This window comes from Thauera sp. 2A1 (assembly GCF_009469595.2).
GTDB lineage: Bacteria > Pseudomonadota > Gammaproteobacteria > Burkholderiales > Rhodocyclaceae > Thauera.
Map to the genome: position 1 here is coordinate 26,813 of NZ_SSXV01000001.1, position 20,051 is coordinate 46,863.

Annotated in this window: 19 protein-coding genes and 1 tRNA gene; all 20 read left to right on the forward strand. The window is 63.4% G+C overall.

Going from position 1 to position 20,051, the window contains the following annotated elements; genetic code table 11:
* Nucleotides 1–22 precede the first annotated feature (22 nt).
* The 20 genes from GH664_RS00130 to rplV all read left to right on the forward strand — a co-directional run bounded on the left by GH664_RS00130 (nucleotide 23) and on the right by rplV (nucleotide 20,051).
* A tRNA-Trp gene (locus GH664_RS00130) sits at nucleotides 23–98 on the forward strand.
* 24 nt (nucleotides 99–122) lie between these two features.
* Entirely contained in the window at nucleotides 123–470 is a 348-nt protein-coding gene (gene secE / locus GH664_RS00135; protein WP_153166132.1) for a preprotein translocase subunit SecE, read from the forward strand.
* A gap of 1 nt (nucleotide 471) precedes the next feature.
* Nucleotides 472–1,005, forward strand: a complete 534-nt coding sequence (gene nusG / locus GH664_RS00140; RefSeq protein WP_153166133.1) for a transcription termination/antitermination protein NusG — start codon at nucleotides 472–474, stop codon at nucleotides 1,003–1,005.
* Between the two features lie 120 nt (nucleotides 1,006–1,125).
* The gene (gene rplK / locus GH664_RS00145; RefSeq protein ID WP_153166134.1) at nucleotides 1,126–1,557 is read left to right on the forward strand and encodes a 50S ribosomal protein L11; all 432 of its coding nucleotides are present in this window, start codon (nucleotides 1,126–1,128) and stop codon (nucleotides 1,555–1,557) included.
* A gap of 2 nt (nucleotides 1,558–1,559) precedes the next feature.
* Nucleotides 1,560–2,258, forward strand: coding sequence for a 50S ribosomal protein L1 (rplA, locus tag GH664_RS00150; RefSeq protein ID WP_153166135.1), 699 nt, complete (start codon nucleotides 1,560–1,562; stop codon nucleotides 2,256–2,258).
* A gap of 293 nt (nucleotides 2,259–2,551) precedes the next feature.
* Complete coding sequence (rplJ, locus tag GH664_RS00155) at nucleotides 2,552–3,049, forward strand: 50S ribosomal protein L10 (RefSeq protein WP_153166136.1); 498 nt, start codon at nucleotides 2,552–2,554, stop codon at nucleotides 3,047–3,049.
* Between the two features lie 66 nt (nucleotides 3,050–3,115).
* Nucleotides 3,116–3,490 (forward strand): 50S ribosomal protein L7/L12, encoded by a 375-nt coding sequence (rplL, locus tag GH664_RS00160; protein WP_153166137.1) that lies wholly within the window; start codon nucleotides 3,116–3,118, stop codon nucleotides 3,488–3,490.
* Nucleotides 3,491–3,656: 166 nt separating this feature from the next.
* Nucleotides 3,657–7,790: a DNA-directed RNA polymerase subunit beta gene (gene rpoB / locus GH664_RS00165; protein WP_153166138.1), complete on the forward strand. Its 4,134-nt coding sequence runs from the start codon at nucleotides 3,657–3,659 to the stop codon at nucleotides 7,788–7,790.
* Between the two features lie 79 nt (nucleotides 7,791–7,869).
* Complete coding sequence (rpoC, locus tag GH664_RS00170; RefSeq protein WP_153166139.1) at nucleotides 7,870–12,084, forward strand: DNA-directed RNA polymerase subunit beta'; 4,215 nt, start codon at nucleotides 7,870–7,872, stop codon at nucleotides 12,082–12,084.
* A 133-nt stretch (nucleotides 12,085–12,217) separates the two neighbouring features.
* Complete coding sequence (gene rpsL / locus GH664_RS00175) at nucleotides 12,218–12,595, forward strand: 30S ribosomal protein S12 (protein WP_153166140.1); 378 nt, start codon at nucleotides 12,218–12,220, stop codon at nucleotides 12,593–12,595.
* Between the two features lie 33 nt (nucleotides 12,596–12,628).
* On the forward strand, nucleotides 12,629–13,099 hold the full coding sequence (gene rpsG, locus GH664_RS00180) for a 30S ribosomal protein S7 (RefSeq protein WP_153166141.1): 471 nt from the start codon (nucleotides 12,629–12,631) through the stop codon (nucleotides 13,097–13,099).
* Between the two features lie 107 nt (nucleotides 13,100–13,206).
* Complete coding sequence (gene fusA, locus GH664_RS00185) at nucleotides 13,207–15,306, forward strand: elongation factor G (protein ID WP_153166142.1); 2,100 nt, start codon at nucleotides 13,207–13,209, stop codon at nucleotides 15,304–15,306.
* 28 nt (nucleotides 15,307–15,334) lie between these two features.
* The gene (gene tuf / locus GH664_RS00190) at nucleotides 15,335–16,525 is read left to right on the forward strand and encodes an elongation factor Tu (protein ID WP_153166131.1); all 1,191 of its coding nucleotides are present in this window, start codon (nucleotides 15,335–15,337) and stop codon (nucleotides 16,523–16,525) included.
* Nucleotides 16,526–16,591: 66 nt separating this feature from the next.
* Nucleotides 16,592–16,903, forward strand: coding sequence for a 30S ribosomal protein S10 (rpsJ, locus tag GH664_RS00195; RefSeq protein WP_153166143.1), 312 nt, complete (start codon nucleotides 16,592–16,594; stop codon nucleotides 16,901–16,903).
* 113 nt (nucleotides 16,904–17,016) lie between these two features.
* A complete protein-coding gene (rplC, locus tag GH664_RS00200) occupies nucleotides 17,017–17,655 on the forward strand; it encodes a 50S ribosomal protein L3 (protein WP_153166144.1) in 639 nt (212 codons plus the stop codon).
* Nucleotides 17,656–17,669: 14 nt separating this feature from the next.
* Nucleotides 17,670–18,290 (forward strand): 50S ribosomal protein L4, encoded by a 621-nt coding sequence (rplD, locus tag GH664_RS00205; RefSeq protein ID WP_153166145.1) that lies wholly within the window; start codon nucleotides 17,670–17,672, stop codon nucleotides 18,288–18,290.
* 5 nt (nucleotides 18,291–18,295) lie between these two features.
* Complete coding sequence (rplW, locus tag GH664_RS00210) at nucleotides 18,296–18,592, forward strand: 50S ribosomal protein L23 (RefSeq protein WP_269468946.1); 297 nt, start codon at nucleotides 18,296–18,298, stop codon at nucleotides 18,590–18,592.
* Between the two features lie 6 nt (nucleotides 18,593–18,598).
* Nucleotides 18,599–19,426 carry a 50S ribosomal protein L2 gene (gene rplB, locus GH664_RS00215; RefSeq protein WP_153166147.1) on the forward strand — a complete coding sequence of 276 codons (828 nt, stop codon included), beginning with the start codon at nucleotides 18,599–18,601 and terminating at the stop codon, nucleotides 19,424–19,426.
* 10 nt (nucleotides 19,427–19,436) lie between these two features.
* Entirely contained in the window at nucleotides 19,437–19,712 is a 276-nt protein-coding gene (gene rpsS, locus GH664_RS00220; RefSeq protein ID WP_153166148.1) for a 30S ribosomal protein S19, read from the forward strand.
* Nucleotides 19,713–19,721: 9 nt separating this feature from the next.
* Complete coding sequence (rplV, locus tag GH664_RS00225; RefSeq protein ID WP_153166149.1) at nucleotides 19,722–20,051, forward strand: 50S ribosomal protein L22; 330 nt, start codon at nucleotides 19,722–19,724, stop codon at nucleotides 20,049–20,051.

Sequence of the window (20,051 nt, forward strand, 5' to 3'; positions counted from 1 at the left end):
TGCGCTTCGTAGTCTCTGCTGCAGGGGCATAGCTCAATTGGCAGAGCGTCGGTCTCCAAAACCGAAGGTTGGGGGTTCGATTCCCTCTGCCCCTGCCATATTTTTCCGGGTTTCTCTTTCCGATGGCCGATAAGTTGAAGTTCGCGCTGGCTCTGGCACTGGTTGCGGCCGGCGTGGTCGGCTTCTACCTGCTGTCCGAGCAGGCGATGGTGCTGCGCGTGCTGTCCGTGCTTGCGGGGGTCATCGCTGGTGGCGCGGTCGCGTGGTTTTCCGAGCCCGGCCGCCGCTTCGCCGATTTTGCGCGTGACGCGATCACCGAGACCAAGAAGGTCGTGTGGCCGAGCCGCAAGGAAACCGTGCAGACCACCGGGCTGGTGTTCGCCTTCGTGGTGATCATGGCGGTCTTCCTGTGGTTGACCGACAAGAGCCTCGAGTGGGTTCTCTACGATCTCATTCTGGGATGGAAGTGATATGACGAAGCGCTGGTACGTGGTGCACGCCTATTCGGGCTTCGAGAAGTCCGTCCAGCGCGCGCTGGTTGATCGCATCAACCGCGCGGGCATGCAGGATTCCTTCGGTCAGGTGCTGGTGCCGGTCGAAGAGGTCGTCGAGATGCGCGGCGGCCAGAAAAGCATCACCGAACGCAAGTTCTTCCCGGGTTACGTGCTCGTCGAGATGGAAATGAACGACGAGACCTGGCACCTGGTGAAGTCCACGCCGAAGGTCACCGGCTTTGTCGGCGGTACCGCCACCAAGCCGGCGCCGATTTCCGAAAAGGAAGTCGACAAGATCATGCAGCAGATGCAGGAGGGGGTTGAGAAGCCCCGCCCCAAGGTGCTGTTCGAGATCGGCGAGGTGGTCCGCGTCAAGGAAGGTCCTTTCACCGACTTCCATGGCGCGGTCGAGGATGCCAATTACGAGAAGAACAAGCTGCGCGTGTCGGTGACCATCTTTGGTCGCGCCACGCCGGTGGAACTGGATTTCGCCCAGGTCGAAAAGACCTGAGCGCGATGGCGGCAGGCCGCGAGGCCTGCTGCAGCCCGTTGACGTCCCCATGACGCACGGGATGCGAGGAGCGCCGGGGCGACCCCGGTGCGCTAGCACTCAACACAGGAGCGAGCCGCAATGGCAAAGAAAATCACTGGTTACGTAAAGCTGCAGGTGCCGGCCGGCAAGGCCAACCCCAGCCCCCCGATCGGCCCGGCGCTCGGTCAGCGCGGCCTGAACATCATGGAATTCTGCAAAGCCTTCAATGCCAAGACCCAGGGCATGGAGCCGGGCCTGCCGATTCCGGTGGTGATCACCGCCTACGCGGACAAGAGCTTCACCTTCATCATGAAGACGCCGCCGGCCACGATCCTCATCAAGAAGGCCGCGGGCATCCAGAAGGGTTCGCCGAAGCCCCACACCGACAAGGTCGGCTCGGTCACCCGCGCGCAGGTCGAGGAGATCGCGAAGACCAAGATGCCTGACCTCACTGCCGCCGACATGGAAGCAGCCGTGCGTACGATCGCCGGTTCCGCGCGCAGCATGGGCATCACTGTGGAGGGCCTCTGATCATGGCGAAACTTTCGAAGCGAGTTCAGGCGCTGCGCGCCAAGGTCGACCGCAATCAGGCCTATCCGGTGGCTGAAGCCCTGGCGCTGGTCAAGGACTGCGCGACCGCCAAGTTCGATGAATCGATCGACGTCGCCGTGAACCTCGGCGTTGACGCACGCAAGTCCGACCAGGTCGTGCGTGGCTCGGTGGTGCTGCCCGCCGGTACCGGCAAATCGGTGCGCGTCGCTGTGTTCGCCCAGGGCGACAAGGCTGAAGCTGCGCGTGCCGCGGGCGCCGATGTCGTCGGTTTCGATGACCTCGCGGAGCAGGTCAAGGCCGGCAACCTCAACTTCGACGTCTGCATCGCGACGCCGGACGCCATGCGCGTGGTCGGCCAGCTCGGCCAGATCCTCGGTCCGCGCGGCCTGATGCCGAACCCGAAGGTTGGCACCGTGACGATGGACGTCGCCACTGCGGTCAAGAACGCCAAGGCAGGCCAGGTGCAGTACCGCACCGACAAGGCTGGCCTGGTGCACGCCACCATCGGTCGCGCCTCGTTCGGGGTTGATGCGCTGCAGCAGAACCTCTCCGCCTTCATCGATGCGCTGGTCAAGGCCAAGCCGGCGGCGGCGAAGGGCGTCTATCTGCGCCGCATCGCGCTGTCGAGCACGATGGGCGCCGGTGTCCGCGTCGAACCGAGCAGCGTCAACGCTGCGTGACGTGAGCGCGGCGGCGACGTCGCGTATCGAATTACGCCGGCCCGTTCGCGGGCCGGCATGCAGGAACTTTGGGCCGTCCCGGTGCTGCTTGCCGGGCGGATCGTCAAAGACCGCAGGTGCGATTGCTCCGGCAATCGTTTAATTGTCTCCGACGGCCTGCGCAGACGGTGTGCCCAGAACAGGATTCTGGCTGCTGGCTCTTGTTGAGCCACAGCCGCACTCCTGATCCAGGTCGCCGTGGGTGCGAATCGCCACAAGTGGTTCGCGTGTTGACTTGATAGGAGGAAGGACCCGTGGGTCTCAATCTCGATGACAAGAAAGCCGTAGTGGCTGAGGTGTCGGCACAAGTGGCCAACGCCCAGACGATCGCGGTGGCCGAGTATCGCGGCATTGCGGTGGGCGATCTCACCGCGCTGCGTGCCAAGGCCCGCGAATCTGGCGTTTACCTGCGCGTGCTGAAGAACACCCTGGTGCGCCGCGCGATCGCCGGTACCCCGTTCGAGGGGCTGGGCGATCAACTGACCGGCCCGCTGATCTATGGCATCTCGACCGATCCGGTCGCCGCTGCCAAGGTGCTGAACGACTTCGCCAAGGGCAACGACAAGCTGGTGCTGAAGGCCGGTTCCTATGCGGGCAAGACGCTCGACAAGGCCGGCGTGCAGGCGCTCGCTTCGATCCCGAGCCGCGAAGAACTGCTGGCGACCCTGCTGGGCGTCATGCAGGCGCCGGTTTCCGGCTTCGCTCGCGCAATGGCTGCGCTCGCCAAGCAGCGCGAAGAGTCGGCCGCCTGAGCGCGCGCCACGACTACCGCTGCAACTACCGTTTTCTTACAAGTATCGATTCTGGAGTGATTTGAAATGGCAATCAGCAAAGACGACATCCTGGAAGCCGTTGGCGCCATGACCGTGATGGAACTGAACGACCTGGTGAAGGCGTTCGAAGAGAAGTTCGGCGTGTCCGCTGCCGCGATGGCCGTGGCTGCCCCGGGTGCCGGCGCTGCCGCCGCCGCGGTTGAAGAGAAGACCGAATTCGACGTGATCCTTACCGCTGCCGGCGAGAAGAAGGTCGAGGTCATCAAGGTCGTCCGCGCCGCTACCGGCCTGGGACTGAAGGAAGCCAAGGACGTCGTCGACGGCGCGCCGAAGGCGGTGAAGGAAGGCATCTCGAAGGCCGACGCCGAAGCGCTGAAGAAGCAGCTCGAGGACGCTGGCGCGAAGGTCGAGGTCAAGTAATTCTCGCCTTTCGAGCGGGGCTGGCACTCCTAGGGGTGCCGGCCCTTTCGCGCTTTGTATTGAAGTTTTTACCGACCCGACTGCATCGGAAGCCAGACCAGAGCGTTACCGCCCATCGGGCGCTGTGTTCTGTCTTTTTGATGTTCGAACTCTAGCCGGAGCATCCATGGCGTATTCCTACACTGAGAAAAAGCGTATCCGCAAGAGCTTCGCCAAGCGCGCGGCCGTGCTCGATGCGCCTTTCCTGCTCGCCACCCAGATCGAGTCCTTCGCCGAATTCCTGCAAGCCGAAACGCCGCCCGACACGCGGCGCAACCAGGGCCTGCAGGCGGCCTTCACCTCGATTTTCCCGATCTCGAGCCACAGTGGCAATGCACGGCTCGAGTTCGTCCAGTACATGCTGGGCGAGCCAGCCTTCGACGTGACGGAATGCCAGCAGCGCGGCCTGACCTTCGCCTCGCCGCTGCGCGCGCGCGTCCGGCTGGTCATCATGGACCGTGAGGCCCCCAAGGAGACGATCAAGGAGGTGAAGGAGCAGGAAGTCTACATGGGCGAGATCCCGCTCATGACCGACACCGGTTCCTTCGTCATCAACGGCACCGAGCGTGTCATCGTCTCGCAGCTTCACCGCTCGCCGGGCGTGTTCTTCGAGCACGACCGCGGCAAGACGCATTCTTCCGGCAAGCTGCTGTTCTCGGCGCGGATCATCCCCTACCGCGGCTCCTGGCTCGATTTCGAGTTCGATCCCAAGGATTACCTGTATTTCCGCGTCGACCGTCGCCGCAAGATGCCGGTGACCATCCTGCTGCGTGCCATCGGCATGACGCCGGAGGAAATCCTCGAGACCTTCCACGATTTCGACAACTTCGTGCTGCAGCCCGAGGGCGTGTCGTTCGAGATCGTCCCCGAGCGCCTGCGCGGCGAAGTGGCACGTTTCGACATCACCGCGCCTGACGGCAAGCTGATCGTGGCGCGCGACAAGCGCATCACCGCCAAGCACATCCGCGAGCTGGACCAGGCCGGCGTGAAGACGATCTCGGTCGGTGACGACTTCATCCTTGGCCGGGTGATCGCCAGCAACGTCGCCGATCCGGAGACGGGCGAAGTGCTCGCGCGCGCCAACGACGAGATCACCGAGGACCTGCTCGACAAGCTGCGCACGGCGGGCGTGACGCAACTGCGCACGCTGTACATCAACGACCTCGACCGCGGCGGCTACATCTCGCAGACGCTGCGCATCGACGAGACCGCCGACCAGTGGGCCGCCAAGGTCGCGATCTACCGCATGATGCGTCCGGGCGAGCCGCCCACCGAGGACGCGGTGGAAGGCCTGTTCAATGGCCTGTTCTACGCCGAAGAGCGCTACGACCTGTCGACCGTCGGTCGCATGAAGTTCAACCGCCGCGCCTATCCGGAGAAGATGGACGACAAGGCGCCCGCTTGGCTGAAGCGCTTCTACGAGCGTGTCGGCGCGCATGGCGAGGATGGCCCCGGCGTGCTCGTCAATGACGACATCCTGGCGGTGATCGGCGTGCTGGTCGAGCTGCGCAACGGTCGCGGCGAGATCGACGACATCGACCACCTGGGCAACCGTCGCGTGCGTTCGGTCGGCGAGCTGGCCGAAAACCAGTTCCGCGCCGGCCTGGTGCGCGTCGAGCGCGCGGTCAAGGAGCGCCTGTCGCAGGCCGAGTCCGACAACCTGATGCCGCACGACCTGATCAACGCCAAGCCGATCTCGGCTGCGATCAAGGAATTTTTCGGCTCCAGCCAGTTGTCGCAGTTCATGGACCAGACCAACCCGCTGTCCGAGATCACGCACAAGCGTCGTGTGTCCGCACTCGGCCCGGGCGGCCTGACGCGCGAGCGCGCCGGCTTCGAGGTGCGCGACGTGCATCCGACGCACTATGGCCGCGTGTGCCCGATCGAGACGCCGGAAGGTCCGAACATCGGCCTCATCAACTCGCTGGCCGTGTATGCCCGCACCAACCGTCACGGCTTCCTCGAGACGCCGTACCGCAAGGTGGTCGACGGCAAGGTCACCGACCAGATCGATTTCCTGTCGGCGATTGAAGAAGGCCAGTACGTCATCGCCCAGGCCAATGCCGAGATCGATGCCGAGGGTGCGCTGGCCGGCGACCTCGTGTCCTGCCGCCACAAGGGTGAATTCCTGCTGGCGACCTCCGACATGGTCCAGTACATGGACGTCGCGCCGGGTCAGATCGTGTCGGTGGCAGCGTCGCTGATCCCGTTCCTCGAGCATGACGACGCCAACCGCGCGCTGATGGGCGCGAACATGCAGCGCCAGGCGGTTCCCTGCCTGCGTCCGGAAAAGTCGCTCGTCGGCACCGGCATGGAGCGCCGCGTGGCGGTCGACTCCGGCACGGCGGTGCAGGCTCGCCGCGGCGGCATGGTGGATTACGTGGATGCCAACCGGGTGGTGATCCGGGTGAACGACGACGAGACCCTGCCGGGCGAAGTCGGCGTCGACATCTACAACATGATCAAGTACACCCGCTCCAACCAGAACACCAACATCAACCAGCGTCCGGTGGTGAAGGTGGGCGATCTGATCGCGAAGGGCGACGTCGTGGCCGATGGTGCCTCGACCGACCTCGGCGAGTTGGCGCTGGGCCAGAACATGCTGGTCGGCTTCATGCCGTGGAACGGCTACAACTTCGAAGACTCGATCCTGATCTCCGAGCGCGTCGTCGCTGAAGACCGCTTCACCTCGATCCACATCGAGGAGCTCACTGTCGTCGCACGCGACACCAAGCTGGGACCGGAGGAAATCACCCGCGACATCGCGTCGCTGGGTGAAGCGCAACTGTCGCGTCTCGACGAGTCGGGCATCGTCTATATCGGCGCCGAGGTCGAAGCCGGCGACGTGCTGGTGGGCAAGGTCACGCCCAAGGGCGAAACCCAGCTCACTCCGGAAGAGAAGCTGCTGCGCGCGATCTTCGGCGAGAAGGCGTCCGACGTGAAGGACACGTCGCTGCGCGTGCCGTCCGGCATGGTCGGCACCGTGATCGACGTGCAGGTGTTCACCCGCGAAGGCATCGAGCGCGACAAGCGCGCGCAGTCGATCATCGATGACCACCTGCGCAGCTACAAGACCGATCTCGCCGACCAGATGCGCATCGTCGAGCGTGACGCGTTCGCCCGGATCAAGCGCATGATCGTGGGTCAGAAGGCCAATGGCGGTCCGAAGAAGCTCGCCAAGGGCGCCGAGATCAACGAGGAATACCTCGACTCGCTCGAGTTCTACCACTGGTTCGATATCCGCCTGGCCGACGAGGCGCTGGCGACGCAGCTCGAGGCAGTGCGCGAAGGCCTGGAGAACACCCGCAAGGACTTCGACCTGGCCTTCGAGGTCAAGAAGAAGAAGCTCACCCAGGGCGACGAACTGCCGCCGGGCGTACAGAAGATGGTCAAGGTCTACCTGGCCGTCAAGCGCCGCCTGCAGCCGGGCGACAAGATGGCCGGCCGTCATGGCAACAAGGGTGTGGTGTCGAAGATCGTTCCGGTCGAGGACATGCCCTACATGGAAGACGGCACGCCGCTCGACATCGTGCTGAATCCGCTGGGTGTGCCGTCGCGGATGAACATCGGCCAGATCCTCGAGACGCACCTGGGCTGGGCGGCGAAGGGCCTGGGCAAGCAGATCGACCAGATGATGCGCGCCAAGGCGGCGGTCGAGGAGCTTCGTGGCTTCCTGGACAAGATCTACAACTCCAGCGGCAAGTCCGAGAACATCGCAGAACTCAGCGAGGTCGAAGTTGTCGAGCTGGCAGCGAACCTGCGCAAGGGCGTTCCGTTCGCGACGCCGGTTTTCGATGGCGCGAAGGAGGCAGAGATCTCGGCGATGCTCGAGCTTGCCGGCCTGCCGGTGGGCGGCCAGGTCACGCTGTACGACGGTCGCACCGGCGAGGCGTTCGAGCGCAAGGTCACCGTCGGCTACAAGCACGTGCTGAAGCTGCACCACCTGGTCGACGACAAGATGCACGCCCGTTCGACCGGCCCGTACTCGCTCGTCACCCAGCAGCCGCTGGGCGGCAAGGCGCAGTTCGGTGGCCAGCGCTTCGGCGAGATGGAAGTGTGGGCGCTGGAGGCCTATGGCGCGGCCTACACGTTGCAGGAGATGCTGACGGTCAAGTCCGACGACGTGACCGGCCGGACGAAGGTGTACGAAAACATCGTCAAGGGCGAACACAAGATCGATTCCGGCATGCCGGAGTCCTTCAACGTGCTGGTGAAGGAAATCCGCTCGCTCGCGATCGACATCGACCTCGATCGTGAATGAACGGGAAACCGCAAACCCTCGCCTGCGAATGAATCCCGCGGGGGTGGCACACGATGCCGCCTCCCGGATGGAGTGATACATGAAGAGCCTGCTCGCTGACCTGTTCAAGCAAACCCTGCCGAACGAGGAAGAGTTCGACGCCATCACCATCGGCCTCGCGTCGCCGGACAAGATCCGCACGTGGTCCTATGGCGAGGTGAAGAAGCCCGAGACCATCAACTACCGCACCTTCAAGCCGGAGCGTGACGGCCTGTTCTGCGCCAAGATCTTCGGCCCGGTGAAGGACTATGAGTGCCTGTGCGGCAAGTACAAGCGCCTCAAGCACCGTGGCGTGATCTGCGAGAAGTGCGGCGTCGAAGTGACGCTGTCGAAAGTGCGCCGTGAGCGCATGGGCCACATCGAGCTCGCCTCGCCGGTCGCCCACATCTGGTTCCTGAAGAGCCTGCCGAGCCGTCTCGGCATGGTGCTCGACATGACCCTGCGCGACATCGAGCGCGTGCTGTACTTCGAGGCCTTCGTTGTCGTCGAGCCGGGCATGACGCCGCTCAACCGCGCACAGCTGCTGACCGAAGACGACTACCTCGCCAAGGTCGAGGAGTACGGCGACGACTTCGACGCGGTGATGGGCGCCGAAGGCATCCGCGAGCTGCTGCGCACGCTGGACGTGAACCTCGAGATCGAGCGTCTGCGCGGCGACCTCGAAACCACGAACTCGGAAGCGAAGATCAAGAAGTTCTCCAAGCGCCTGAAGGTGCTGGAGGCCTTCCAGCAGTCGGGCATCAAGCCCGAGTGGATGATCCTCGAAGTGCTGCCGGTGCTGCCGCCGGACCTGCGTCCGCTGGTGCCGCTGGACGGCGGCCGCTTCGCCACCTCCGACCTGAACGACCTGTACCGCCGCGTCATCAACCGCAATAACCGCCTCAAGCGCCTGCTCGAACTGAAGGCGCCCGACATCATCGTGCGCAACGAGAAGCGCATGCTGCAGGAAGCCGTCGACTCGCTGCTCGACAACGGCCGCCGCGGCAAGGCCATGACGGGCGCCAACAAGCGTCCGCTGAAGTCGCTCGCCGACATGATCAAGGGCAAGGGCGGCCGCTTCCGCCAGAACCTGCTGGGCAAGCGCGTCGACTACTCGGGCCGTTCGGTCATCACCGTCGGTCCGCAACTCAAGCTGCACCAGTGCGGCCTGCCCAAGCTGATGGCGCTGGAGCTGTTCAAGCCCTTCATCTTCAACAAGCTCGAGCTGATGGGTCTGGCCACGACCATCAAGCAGGCCAAGAAGATGGTGGAGTCGCAGGAGCCGGTGGTGTGGGACATCCTCGAAGAGGTGATCCGCGAGCACCCGGTGATGCTGAACCGCGCGCCGACGCTGCACCGCCTCGGCATCCAGGCTTTCGAGCCGGTGCTGATCGAGGGCAAGGCGATCCAGTTGCATCCGCTCGTCTGCGTCGCCTTCAACGCCGACTTCGACGGCGACCAGATGGCCGTCCACGTGCCGCTGTCGCTGGAAGCACAGATGGAAGCCCGCACCTTGATGCTGGCCTCCAACAACGTGCTGTCTCCCGCCAACGGCGAGCCGATCATCGTGCCGTCGCAGGACATCGTTCTGGGCTTGTACTACGCCACCCGCGAGGGGGTGAATGTGCCCGGCGAGGGCATGATCTTCACCGACGTGGGCGAGGTCAAGCGCGCCTACGAGTCCGGCCAGATCGCTCTGCATGCGCGTGTCACCGTGCGCCTGAAGGAGGCTGACCTCGGCCCCAACGGCGAGCGCATCGAGCGCATCACGCGCTACAACACGACTGCTGGGCGCGCCATCCTGTCCGAGATCCTGCCGGCGGGCCTGCCGTTCAGCGTGATCGACAAGGCGCTGAAGAAGAAGGAAATCTCCAAGCTCATCAACGCCTCGTTCCGCCGCTGCGGGCTGCGCGCGACGGTGATCTTCGCTGACCAGCTGATGCAGTTCGGCTACCGCCTGGCGACCCGTGCGGGCATCTCGATTGCCGTCAAGGACATGCTGGTGCCGAACGCGAAGCACGAGCTCATCCGCGCCGCCGAGGCCGAGGTCAAGGAGATTGCGCAGCAATACACCTCGGGTCTGGTCACGGACGGCGAGCGCTACAACAAGGTCGTGGATATCTGGGGCCGCTGCGGCGACCAGGTTGCCAAGGCGATGATGGAGCAGCTTGGCTCGGAGGATGTCGTGAACCGCGACGGACAGAACGTCCGCCAGGAATCGTTCAACTCCATCTACATGATGGCCGACTCGGGTGCGCGCGGTTCCGCCGCCCAGATCCGCCAGCTCGCGGGCATGCGCGGCCTGATGGCGAAGCCGGACGGCTCGATCATCGAGACGCCGATCACCACGAACTTTCGCGAAGGCCTGAACGTCCTGCAGTACTTCATCTCGACGCACGGCGCGCGTAAGGGTCTGGCCGACACCGCATTGAAGACCGCGAACTCGGGTTACCTGACGCGCCGCCTGGTCGACGTCACGCAGGACCTGGTCGTCATCGAGGACGACTGCGGCACGCGCGACGGCTTCGCCATGAAGGCGCTGATCGAGGGCGGCGAAGTCGTCGAGCCGCTGCGTGAGCGCATCCTGGGCCGCGTCTGCGCCGAGGATGTGGTCAATCCGGATAACCAGGAAACCGCGATCGAGGCCGGCACGTTGCTGGACGAAGACGCGGTCGAACTGATCGAAAGCCTGGGTGTTGACGAGGTCAAGGTGCGCACGCCCCTCACCTGCGAGACGCGCTACGGACTGTGCGCCAAGTGCTACGGCCGCGACCTCGGCCGCGGTTCGATGGTCAACGTCGGCGAGGCAGTGGGCGTCATCGCCGCGCAGTCGATCGGCGAACCGGGCACGCAGCTCACCATGCGTACCTTCCACGTCGGTGGTGCGGCGTCGCGGGCGGCGGCGGCGAGCGGCGTCGAGGCGAAGTCGGGCGGTACCGTCCGCTTCGCCGGCAACATGCGCTACGTGGCCAACGCGAAGGGCGAGAAGGTCGTCATCGCGCGCTCGGCGGAAGTCGTGGTGGCCGACGACATGGGCCGCGAGCGCGAGCGCCATAAGCTGCCGTACGGCGCCATGCTGATGGCCGACGACGGCGCCTCGGTGAAGGCCGGCACCCAACTGGCCTCGTGGGATCCGCACACCCGCCCGATCGTGACCGAATACGCCGGTACGGTGAAGTTCGAGAACGTCGAGGAGGGCGTGACGGTCGCCAAGCAGATCGACGAAGTCACGGGTCTGTCGACGCTGGTGGTGATCGATTCCAAGCGTCGTTCCAGCACCGGTGCGGCCAAGGGTCTGCGCCCGCAGGTCAAGCTGCTGGACGAGAGCGGCGAGGAGGTGAAGATCGCCGGGACAGACCACGCGGTGGCGATCACCTTCCAGGTCGGTTCGCTGATCACCGTGAAGGACGGCCAGCAGATCAACGTCGGCGACATCCTGGCGCGCATCCCGCAGGAATCGGCCAAGACGCGCGACATCACCGGTGGTCTGCCGCGCGTTGCCGAGCTCTTCGAAGCGCGTTCGCCGAAGGACGCGGGCTTGCTTGCCGAGTACACCGGCACGGTGTCGTTCGGCAAGGAGACCAAGGGCAAGCAGCGCTTGGTGATCACCGAGCCCGACGGCAACGTGCACGAGTTCCTGATCCCGAAGGACAAGCATCTCATGGTCCACGATGGTCAGGTGGTGAACAAGGGCGAGCTCATCGTCGACGGTCCGGCCGATCCGCACGACATCCTGCGGCTGCAGGGTATCAATGAACTCGCGCGCTACATCATCGACGAAGTGCAGGACGTGTATCGACTGCAGGGCGTGAAGATCAACGACAAGCACATCGAGGTGATCGTTCGCCAGATGCTGCGCCGCGTGGTCATCACCGACCCGGGCGATTCCAAGTTCATCCGCGAGGAACAGGTCGAACGTTCCGAAGTGCTCGACGAGAACGATCGCGTCGATGGCGAGGGCAAGCTGCCGGCGCATTACGAAAACGTGCTGCTGGGCATCACCAAGGCGTCCCTCTCCACCGATTCGTTCATCTCCGCTGCTTCGTTCCAGGAAACCACGCGGGTGCTGACCGAGGCGGCGATCATGGGCAAGCGCGACGAGCTGCGTGGTTTGAAGGAAAACGTCATCGTCGGCCGCCTGATCCCGGCCGGTACCGGTCTGGCCTATCACCGCAGCCGCAAGGCTCAGGAGGAAGGCGTGGATCTCGGCGCCGGTCACGCTTGGTCCGCAGTGGAAGAGGTTGTCGAAACGCAGCAGGACATCGAGGCCAGTTGACTTTGCCGCCGGCCTCGGCATAAACTCCGGCCTCTTTTTGTAGACCGACCAATCGTAGTCGGTTGCAGCCGGAATAATCCGCCCGAGGCGGCCCGCGGTGGGCTGCCTCGGTCTTTTGGGAAATTCTTAAGCTATGCCAACAATCAATCAGCTTGTCCGCAAGCCGCGCCAGATGGAAGCGACCAAGAGCAAGGTTCCCGCGCTGGACGCTTGCCCGCAGAAGCGTGGTGTGTGCACCCGTGTCTATACCACGACCCCGAAGAAGCCGAACTCGGCGCTGCGTAAGGTCGCGAAGGTTCGCCTGACCAATGGCTTCGAGGTCATCTCCTACATCGGTGGCGAAGGTCACAACCTGCAGGAGCACTCGGTGGTCCTGATCCGCGGTGGTCGTGTGAAGGACCTTCCGGGTGTGCGCTACCACATCGTCCGCGGCTCCCTCGATCTGCAGGGCGTCAAGGATCGTAAGCAGTCGCGTTCGAAGTACGGTGCGAAGCGCCCGAAGAAAGCCTGATTGTTGGTCACAGAAATTTAGCTAGAGGTTGCCATGCCGCGTCGTCGTGAAGTACCCAAGCGCGAAGTCCTGCCCGATCCGAAATTCGGTAATCAGGATGTTTCGAAGTTCATCAACGTGATCATGCAGTCCGGCAAGAAGTCGGTTGCCGAGCGCATCGTTTATGGTGCGTTCGAGAACATCGCCGCCAAGTCCAGCAAGGACCCGCTTGAGGTCTTTGCGGCAGCGGTTGCCAACGTGAAGCCGGTCGTCGAGGTGAAGAGCCGTCGCGTGGGCGGTGCCAACTATCAGGTGCCGGTCGAAGTGCGTCCGTCGCGTCGCATGGCGCTGTCCATGCGCTGGCTGCGCGAAGCTGCGCGCAAGCGTGCCGAGAAGTCCATGGCCCAGCGCCTCGCCGGCGAACTGCTGGAAGCCGCCGAAGGTCGCGGTTCCGCCATGAAGAAGCGCGAGGAAGTGCACCGCATGGCCGAAGCCAACAAGGCGTTCTCGCACTACCGCTTCTGATTTTCGTCGGTAGCGGTATCTCGGGCCCTGCACAGGGCTCGATTGTTTTCTAACGCATGAAACCGTTCGTCGCGTCACAAGCGCGACTCAGACAAGGCAGGTAAAACGTGGCTCGCAAGACTCCCATCGAGCGCTACCGCAACATCGGTATCTCCGCTCACATCGACGCCGGCAAGACGACTACGACCGAGCGCATCCTGTTCTACACCGGCGTGAGCCATAAGCTCGGTGAGGTGCATGATGGCGCGGCGACCACCGACTGGATGGTGCAGGAGCAAGAGCGCGGCATCACGATCACGTCCGCTGCGGTCACGTGCTTCTGGAAGGGTATGGACAATTCCTTCCCCGAGCATCGCTTTAACATCATCGACACTCCGGGACACGTGGACTTCACGATCGAGGTGGAGCGCTCGATGCGTGTGCTCGACGGTGCCTGCATGGTGTATTGCGCCGTGGGTGGCGTGCAGCCGCAGTCCGAGACCGTTTGGCGCCAGGCGACCAAGTACAAGGTGCCGCGCCTTGCCTTCGTGAACAAGATGGACCGTTCGGGTGCCAACTTCTACAAGGTCGTCGATCAGATGAAGACGCGCCTGAAGGCCAATCCCGTCCCGGTGGTGATCCCCATCGGTGCCGAGGACAACTTCAAGGGCGTGGTCGATCTGCTCAAGATGAAGGCGATCATCTGGGACGAGCCGTCCCAGGGGATGAAGTTCGAGTATCACGATATTCCGTCGGATCTGGTCGCGACTGCCGAAGAATGGCGTGCCAACATGGTCGAGGCGGCTGCTGAGGCCAACGAAGACCTGATGAACAAGTACCTCGAGGAAGGCGAGCTTTCCGAGGAGGAAGTCATCGCTGGCCTGCGCGCACGTACGCTGTCGTGCGAGATCCAGCCGATGCTGTGCGGCACCGCGTTCAAGAACAAGGGCGTGCAGCGCATGCTGGATGCCGTCATCCAGTACCTGCCGTCGCCGATCGACATTCCGCCGGTTGCGGGCGTCGACGATGACGAGAAGGAGGTGGTGCGTTACGCGAAGGACGAGGAAAAGTTCTCCGCGCTCGCCTTCAAGCTGATGACGGATCCGTTCGTCGGTCAGCTGACCTTCATCCGCGTTTACTCGGGTGTCCTCGAGTCCGGTTCGACGGTGTTGAACTCGGTCAAGGGCAAGAAAGAGCGCATCGGCCGCATTTTGCAGATGCACGCCAATGACCGCGAGGAAATCAAGGAAGTGCTGGCGGGAGACATCGCTGCCGTGGTCGGTCTCAAGGACGTCACGACGGGTGAGACGCTGTGCGACCCTGCCGCGCCGGTCATCCTCGAGCGCATGGTCTTCCCCGATCCGGTGATCCACGTCGCCGTCGAACCGAAAACCAAGGGCGACCAGGAAAAGATGGGCATCGCCCTGGGTCGTCTGGCGGCCGAGGATCCCTCGTTCCGCGTCCGCACCGATGAAGAGTCGGGCCAGACCATCATCTCGGGCATGGGCGAGCTGCACCTCGAGATCATCGTCGACCGCATGAAGCGCGAGTTCAACGTCGAGGCGAACGTCGGCGCGCCGCAGGTTGCCTATCGCGAAACCATCCGCAAAGCGGCCAACGACGTCGAAGGCAAGTTCGTGAAACAGTCGGGCGGTCGCGGTCAGTACGGTCACGTGGTCATCAACCTCGAGCCTGCCGAACAGGGCAAGGGCTACGAGTTTGTGGATGCGATCAAGGGCGGCGTGGTGCCGCGCGAGTACATCCCGGCGGTGGACAAGGGCATCCAGGACACCCTGAACAATGGCGTGCTGGCCGGCTTCCCGGTCGTCGATGTGAAGGTCACCCTGCACTTCGGCTCCTACCACGACGTGGACTCGAACGAAAACGCGTTCAAGATGGCCGGCTCGATGGCCTTCAAGGAAGCGATGCGCCGCGCCAGTCCGGTCCTGCTGGAGCCGATGATGGCGGTGGTCGTCGAGACGCCGGAAGACTACATGGGTAACGTCATGGGCGACCTTTCGGGTCGTCGTGGCATCGTCCAGGGCATGGACGACATCCCTGGCGGCATGAAGGAAATCAAGGCGGAAGTGCCGCTGGCCGAAATGTTCGGCTACGCGACGCAGCTCCGCTCGCTGAGCCAGGGTCGTGCGACGTACTCCATGGAGTTCAAGCACTATTCCGAGGCGCCCAAGAGCGTCGCCGAGGCTGTGATCAGCAATCGCAAGTAACCGACACTCAACATAAGGACCCATCAAGATGGCTAAGGGTAAGTTCGAACGCACCAAACCGCACGTGAACGTCGGTACGATCGGCCACGTTGACCATGGCAAGACGACGCTGACGGCGGCGATCACGACGATCCTGTCGAAGAAGTTCGGCGGTGAAGCCAAGGCGTACGACCAGATCGACGCGGCGCCGGAAGAGAAGGCGCGCGGCATCACGATCAACACCGCGCACGTCGAGTACGAGACTGCCACGCGCCACTATGCGCACGTGGATTGCCCGGGTCACGCCGACTACGTGAAGAACATGATCACCGGTGCGGCGCAGATGGACGGCGCGATCCTGGTGTGCTCGGCCGCTGACGGCCCGATGCCGCAGACGCGCGAGCACATCCTGCTGGCCCGTCAGGTCGGCGTGCCGTACATCATCGTCTTCCTGAACAAGTGCGACATGGTCGACGACGAGGAGCTGCTCGAGCTGGTCGAGATGGAAGTGCGCGAGCTGCTGTCGAAGTACGACTTCCCGGGCGACGACATTCCCATCGTCAAGGGTTCGGCGCTGAAGGCGCTCGAAGGCGACCAGTCGGACATCGGCGAGCCGGCGATCATGCGCCTGGCGGACGCCCTCGACAGCTACATCCCGACGCCTGAGCGCGCCATCGACAAGCCCTTCCTGCTGCCGATCGAGGACGTGTTCTCGATCTCGGGCCGCGGCACCGTGGTGACCGGCCGTGTCGAGCGCGGCGTCGTCAAGGTCGGTGAGGAAATCGAGATCGTCGGCATCAAGCCGACCGTCAAGACCACCTGCACCGGCGTGGAAATGTTCCGCAAGCTGCTCGACCAGGGTCAGGCGGGCGACAACGTGGGCGTGCTGCTGCGCGGTACCAAGCGTGAAGACGTCGAGCGTGGCCAGGTGCTGTGCAAGCCGGGTTCGATCACCCCGCACACCCACTTCACCGGCGAGATCTACGTGCTGTCGAAGGAAGAGGGCGGCCGTCACACCCCGTTCTTCAACAACTACCGTCCGCAGTTCTACTTCCGTACCACGGACGTGACCGGTTCGATCTCGCTGCCGGAAGGCACCGAGATGGTCATGCCGGGCGACAACGTGTCGATCACCGTGAAGCTGATCGCGCCGATCGCCATGGAAGAAGGTCTGCGCTTCGCGATCCGCGAAGGTGGCCGCACCGTCGGTGCCGGCGTCGTCGCCAAGATCATCGAGTAACACCCGCATGCGGCGGGATCAGCCGGTCCCGCCGCTCCGCTCTTTTCGCTCTTTGGAATTCGAATCATGCAGAACCAGAAAATCCGCATTCGCCTGAAAGCCTTCGACTATCGCCTGATCGACCAATCGGCGCAGGAAATCGTCGAGACGGCGAAGCGCACTGGCGCCGTCGTCCGCGGACCCGTGCCGCTGCCGACCCGCATCGAGCGTTTTGACCTGCTGCGTTCGCCGCACGTCAATAAGGCTTCCCGCGACCAGATGGAAATCCGCACGCACCAGCGCCTGATGGACATCATCGATCCGACCGACAAGACCGTCGATGCGCTGATGAAGCTCGATCTGCCCGCGGGCGTGGATGTCGAAATCAAGCTTCAGTAAGCGGCTTGCTTGCGGATTCTTGAATAAGGCCGGTATAATCCGGCCTTTGTGCCTTTTGGCGCATTAATCAGTGTGACCCCCGGTCAATCGCAACCGGGATTCAGGAGAAAAAAATGAGTCTAGGCCTTGTAGGGCGCAAGGTCGGCATGACTCGCATCTTTGCCGAGGATGGCAGTTCCATCCCGGTGACGGTGCTTGACGTGTCCGACAATCGCGTGTCCCAGATCAAGACGCCTGATACCGACGGTTACTCCGCGGTTCAGGTGGCATTCGGCAAGCGCCGTGCCAGCCGTATCACCAAGCCAGTGGCGGGTCATCTTGCCAAGGCGGCGGTTGAGCCGGCGCGCGGCCTGAAGGAATTCCGCGTCGATGCCGAACAGCTCGCTTCGCTGAAGGCGGGCGATGTCGTCGGCGCCGACCTGTTCCAGGTTGGCCAAAAGGTTGACGTGACCGGTGTCACCATCGGCAAGGGCTTTTCGGGTCCGATCAAGCGTCACAACTTCTCGTCGAACCGTGCCTCGCACGGTAACTCGATTTCCCATAACTCCCCGGGCTCCATCGGCATGGCGCAGGACCCGGGTCGAGTGTTCCCGGGTAAGCGCATGGCCGGCCAGTACGGCAACGTGCAGCGCACCACCTTGGGGCTGGAAATCGTTCGTGTTGATTCCGAGCGTCAGTTGCTGCTGGTCAAGGGTGCGGTGCCGGGGTCCAAGGGTGGCGACGTCGTCGTGCGTCCTGCGATCAAGGCGTAAGGAGCTAGCCCGCAATGGAACTCAAACTGTTGAATGATCAGGGTCAGGCCGCGTCGACGCTGCAGGCGTCGGATGCGCTGTTTGGCCGTGAGTACAACGAAGCGCTCGTGCATCAGGTCGTGACCGCCTACATGGCGAACGCGCGTTCGGGCAATCGCAAGCAGAAGGGCCGTTCGGAGATCGCGAAGTCGACGCGAAAGCCGTTCCGCCAGAAGGGTACGGGCAACGCGCGTGCCGGTATGGCGTCGAGCCCGCTGTGGCGCGGGGGTGGCAAGATCTTCCCGAACACGCCTGACGAGAACTTCTCGCAAAAGGTGAACCGCAAGATGTATCGCGCTGGCGTTGCGGCCATCCTGTCGCAACTGGCGCGTGAAGATCGTCTCGCCGTCGTGGATAGCTTCAGCATCGAGGCGCCGAAGACTCGGCTGCTGTCGCAAAAGCTGAAGGGCATGGGTCTGGATTCCGTTCTGGTCATCACTGATCAGATCGACGAGAACCTGTTCCTGTCCTCGCGCAATCTGCACCAGGTGCTGGTGCTCGAGGTTCAGGAGGCCGATCCGGTGTCGCTGGTTCGCTTCCCGAAGGTGATCGTCACCAAGGGTGCGCTGGCGAAGATGGAGGAAGTGTGGCAATGAGCGCGATCAGTCAGGAACGTCTGCTGCAGGTGCTGCTCGCCCCGCAGGTTTCGGAGAAGGCGACCTATATCGCCGACAAGAACGAGCAGGTGGTGTTCAAGGTGGCCGCCGATGCGACCAAGCCTGAAGTGAAGGCTGCCGTCGAGCAGCTCTTCAAGGTGCAGGTCGAGTCGGTGAACGTTGCCAACGTCAAGGGTAAGTCCAAGCGTTTCGGCGGCATGATGGGTCGCCGCAAGAACTGGAAGAAGGCTTTCGTCTGCCTGAAGCCCGGCCAGGAAATCAACTTTGCGGCTGGGGAGTGATAAGTCATGGCACTGGTAAAACTCAAGCCTACCTCCGCCGGCCGTCGTGGCATGGTGAAGGTCGTCAACCCGGATCTGCACAAGGGTCGTCCCTTTGCGGGCCTGGTTGAGAAGCAAACCAAGAATGCGGGTCGCAACAACAACGGCCGCATCACGATGCGTCACCAGGGTGGTGGCCACAAGCAGCACTATCGCATGGTCGATTTCCGTCGCAACAAGGACGGTATCCCGGCAAAGGTCGAGCGGATCGAGTATGACCCGAACCGTTCGGCTCACATCGCGCTGCTGTGCTACGCCGACGGTGAACGTCGCTACATCATCGCGCCGCGCGGCGTGGAAGTCGGTCAGCAGCTCATGAGCGGTCCCGAGGCGCCGATCCGCGCCGGTAATGCGCTGCCGATCCGCAACATCCCGGTGGGTTCGACCATTCATTGCATCGAGATGACCCCGGGCAAGGGCGCGCAGATTGCACGCGCCGCCGGTACGTCGGTTCAACTGCTTGCGCGTGAGGGTGTGTATGCCCAGCTCCGCCTGCGGTCCGGCGAGATTCGTCGCGTGCACGTCGAGTGCCGCGCGACCATCGGCGAAGTGGGCAACGAGGAGCACAGCCTGCGCAAGATCGGCAAGGCGGGTGCGAACCGCTGGCGCGGTATCCGCCCGACGGTCCGTGGTGTGGCGATGAACCCGGTCGATCACCCGCATGGTGGTGGCGAGGGTCGCACCGGCGAGGCACGTGAGCCTGTGAGCCCGTGGGGCACGCCGGCCAAGGGTTATCGTACGCGCAGCAACAAGCGCACCGATAACATGATCGTGCAGCGTCGTCACAAGCGTTAAGGGGTAACAGATGGCACGTTCTATCAAGAAAGGCCCGTTCGTCGACGCGCACCTCCTGAAGAGGATCGACGCGGCCCGGGCAAGCAACGACAAGCGCCCGATCAAGACCTGGTCGCGTCGTTCCACTGTCCTGCCGGATTTTGTCGGCCTGACGATCGCCGTTCACAACGGCAAGCAGCACATCCCGGTGTACGTCACCGAAAACATGGTCGGCCACAAGCTGGGCGAGTTCGCGCTGACGCGTACCTTCAAGGGTCACGCCGCGAGCAAGAAGGCCAAGCGTTAAGAGGACAACATGGAAACCAAAGCAATTCTCCGTGGTGTTCGCCTGTCGGCCCAGAAGGGCCGTCTGGTGGCCGACCTCGTGCGCGGCAAGCCGGTCGAGCAGGCGCTCAACATCCTGACGTTCTCGCCGAAGAAGGGCGCGCAGATCATCCGCAAGGTGCTGCTGTCCGCGATCGCGAACGCCGAGCACAACGATGGCGCTGATATCGACGCGCTGAAGGTGAAGACCATTCACGTCGAAGAAGGCATGACGCTCAAGCGCTTCACCGCGCGTGCGAAGGGTCGCGGCAACCGCATCCTCAAGCCGACCTGCCACGTTTATCTGACGGTTGGCGAGTAA

Excerpts from the sequence above, each read along its gene's own strand:
- rplB (WP_153166147.1), top strand. The coding sequence starts at position 18,599 with ATGGCACTGGTAAAACTCAAGCCTACCTCCGCCGGCCGTCGTGGCATG.
- rpsS (WP_153166148.1), top strand. The coding sequence starts at position 19,437 with ATGGCACGTTCTATCAAGAAAGGCCCGTTCGTCGACGCGCACCTCCTG.
- rplA (WP_153166135.1), top strand. The coding sequence starts at position 1,560 with ATGGCGAAACTTTCGAAGCGAGTTCAGGCGCTGCGCGCCAAGGTCGAC.
- rplK (WP_153166134.1), top strand. The coding sequence starts at position 1,126 with ATGGCAAAGAAAATCACTGGTTACGTAAAGCTGCAGGTGCCGGCCGGC.
- rpsJ (WP_153166143.1), top strand. The coding sequence starts at position 16,592 with ATGCAGAACCAGAAAATCCGCATTCGCCTGAAAGCCTTCGACTATCGC.
- nusG (WP_153166133.1), top strand. The coding sequence starts at position 472 with ATGACGAAGCGCTGGTACGTGGTGCACGCCTATTCGGGCTTCGAGAAG.
- rpoC (WP_153166139.1), top strand. The coding sequence starts at position 7,870 with ATGAAGAGCCTGCTCGCTGACCTGTTCAAGCAAACCCTGCCGAACGAG.
- tuf (WP_153166131.1), top strand. The coding sequence starts at position 15,335 with ATGGCTAAGGGTAAGTTCGAACGCACCAAACCGCACGTGAACGTCGGT.
- rplD (WP_153166145.1), top strand. The coding sequence starts at position 17,670 with ATGGAACTCAAACTGTTGAATGATCAGGGTCAGGCCGCGTCGACGCTG.
- rplV (WP_153166149.1), top strand. The coding sequence starts at position 19,722 with ATGGAAACCAAAGCAATTCTCCGTGGTGTTCGCCTGTCGGCCCAGAAG.
- rpoB (WP_153166138.1), top strand. The coding sequence starts at position 3,657 with ATGGCGTATTCCTACACTGAGAAAAAGCGTATCCGCAAGAGCTTCGCC.
- rpsG (WP_153166141.1), top strand. The coding sequence starts at position 12,629 with ATGCCGCGTCGTCGTGAAGTACCCAAGCGCGAAGTCCTGCCCGATCCG.
- rpsL (WP_153166140.1), top strand. The coding sequence starts at position 12,218 with ATGCCAACAATCAATCAGCTTGTCCGCAAGCCGCGCCAGATGGAAGCG.
- rplC (WP_153166144.1), top strand. The coding sequence starts at position 17,017 with ATGAGTCTAGGCCTTGTAGGGCGCAAGGTCGGCATGACTCGCATCTTT.
- secE (WP_153166132.1), top strand. The coding sequence starts at position 123 with ATGGCCGATAAGTTGAAGTTCGCGCTGGCTCTGGCACTGGTTGCGGCC.
- rplL (WP_153166137.1), top strand. The coding sequence starts at position 3,116 with ATGGCAATCAGCAAAGACGACATCCTGGAAGCCGTTGGCGCCATGACC.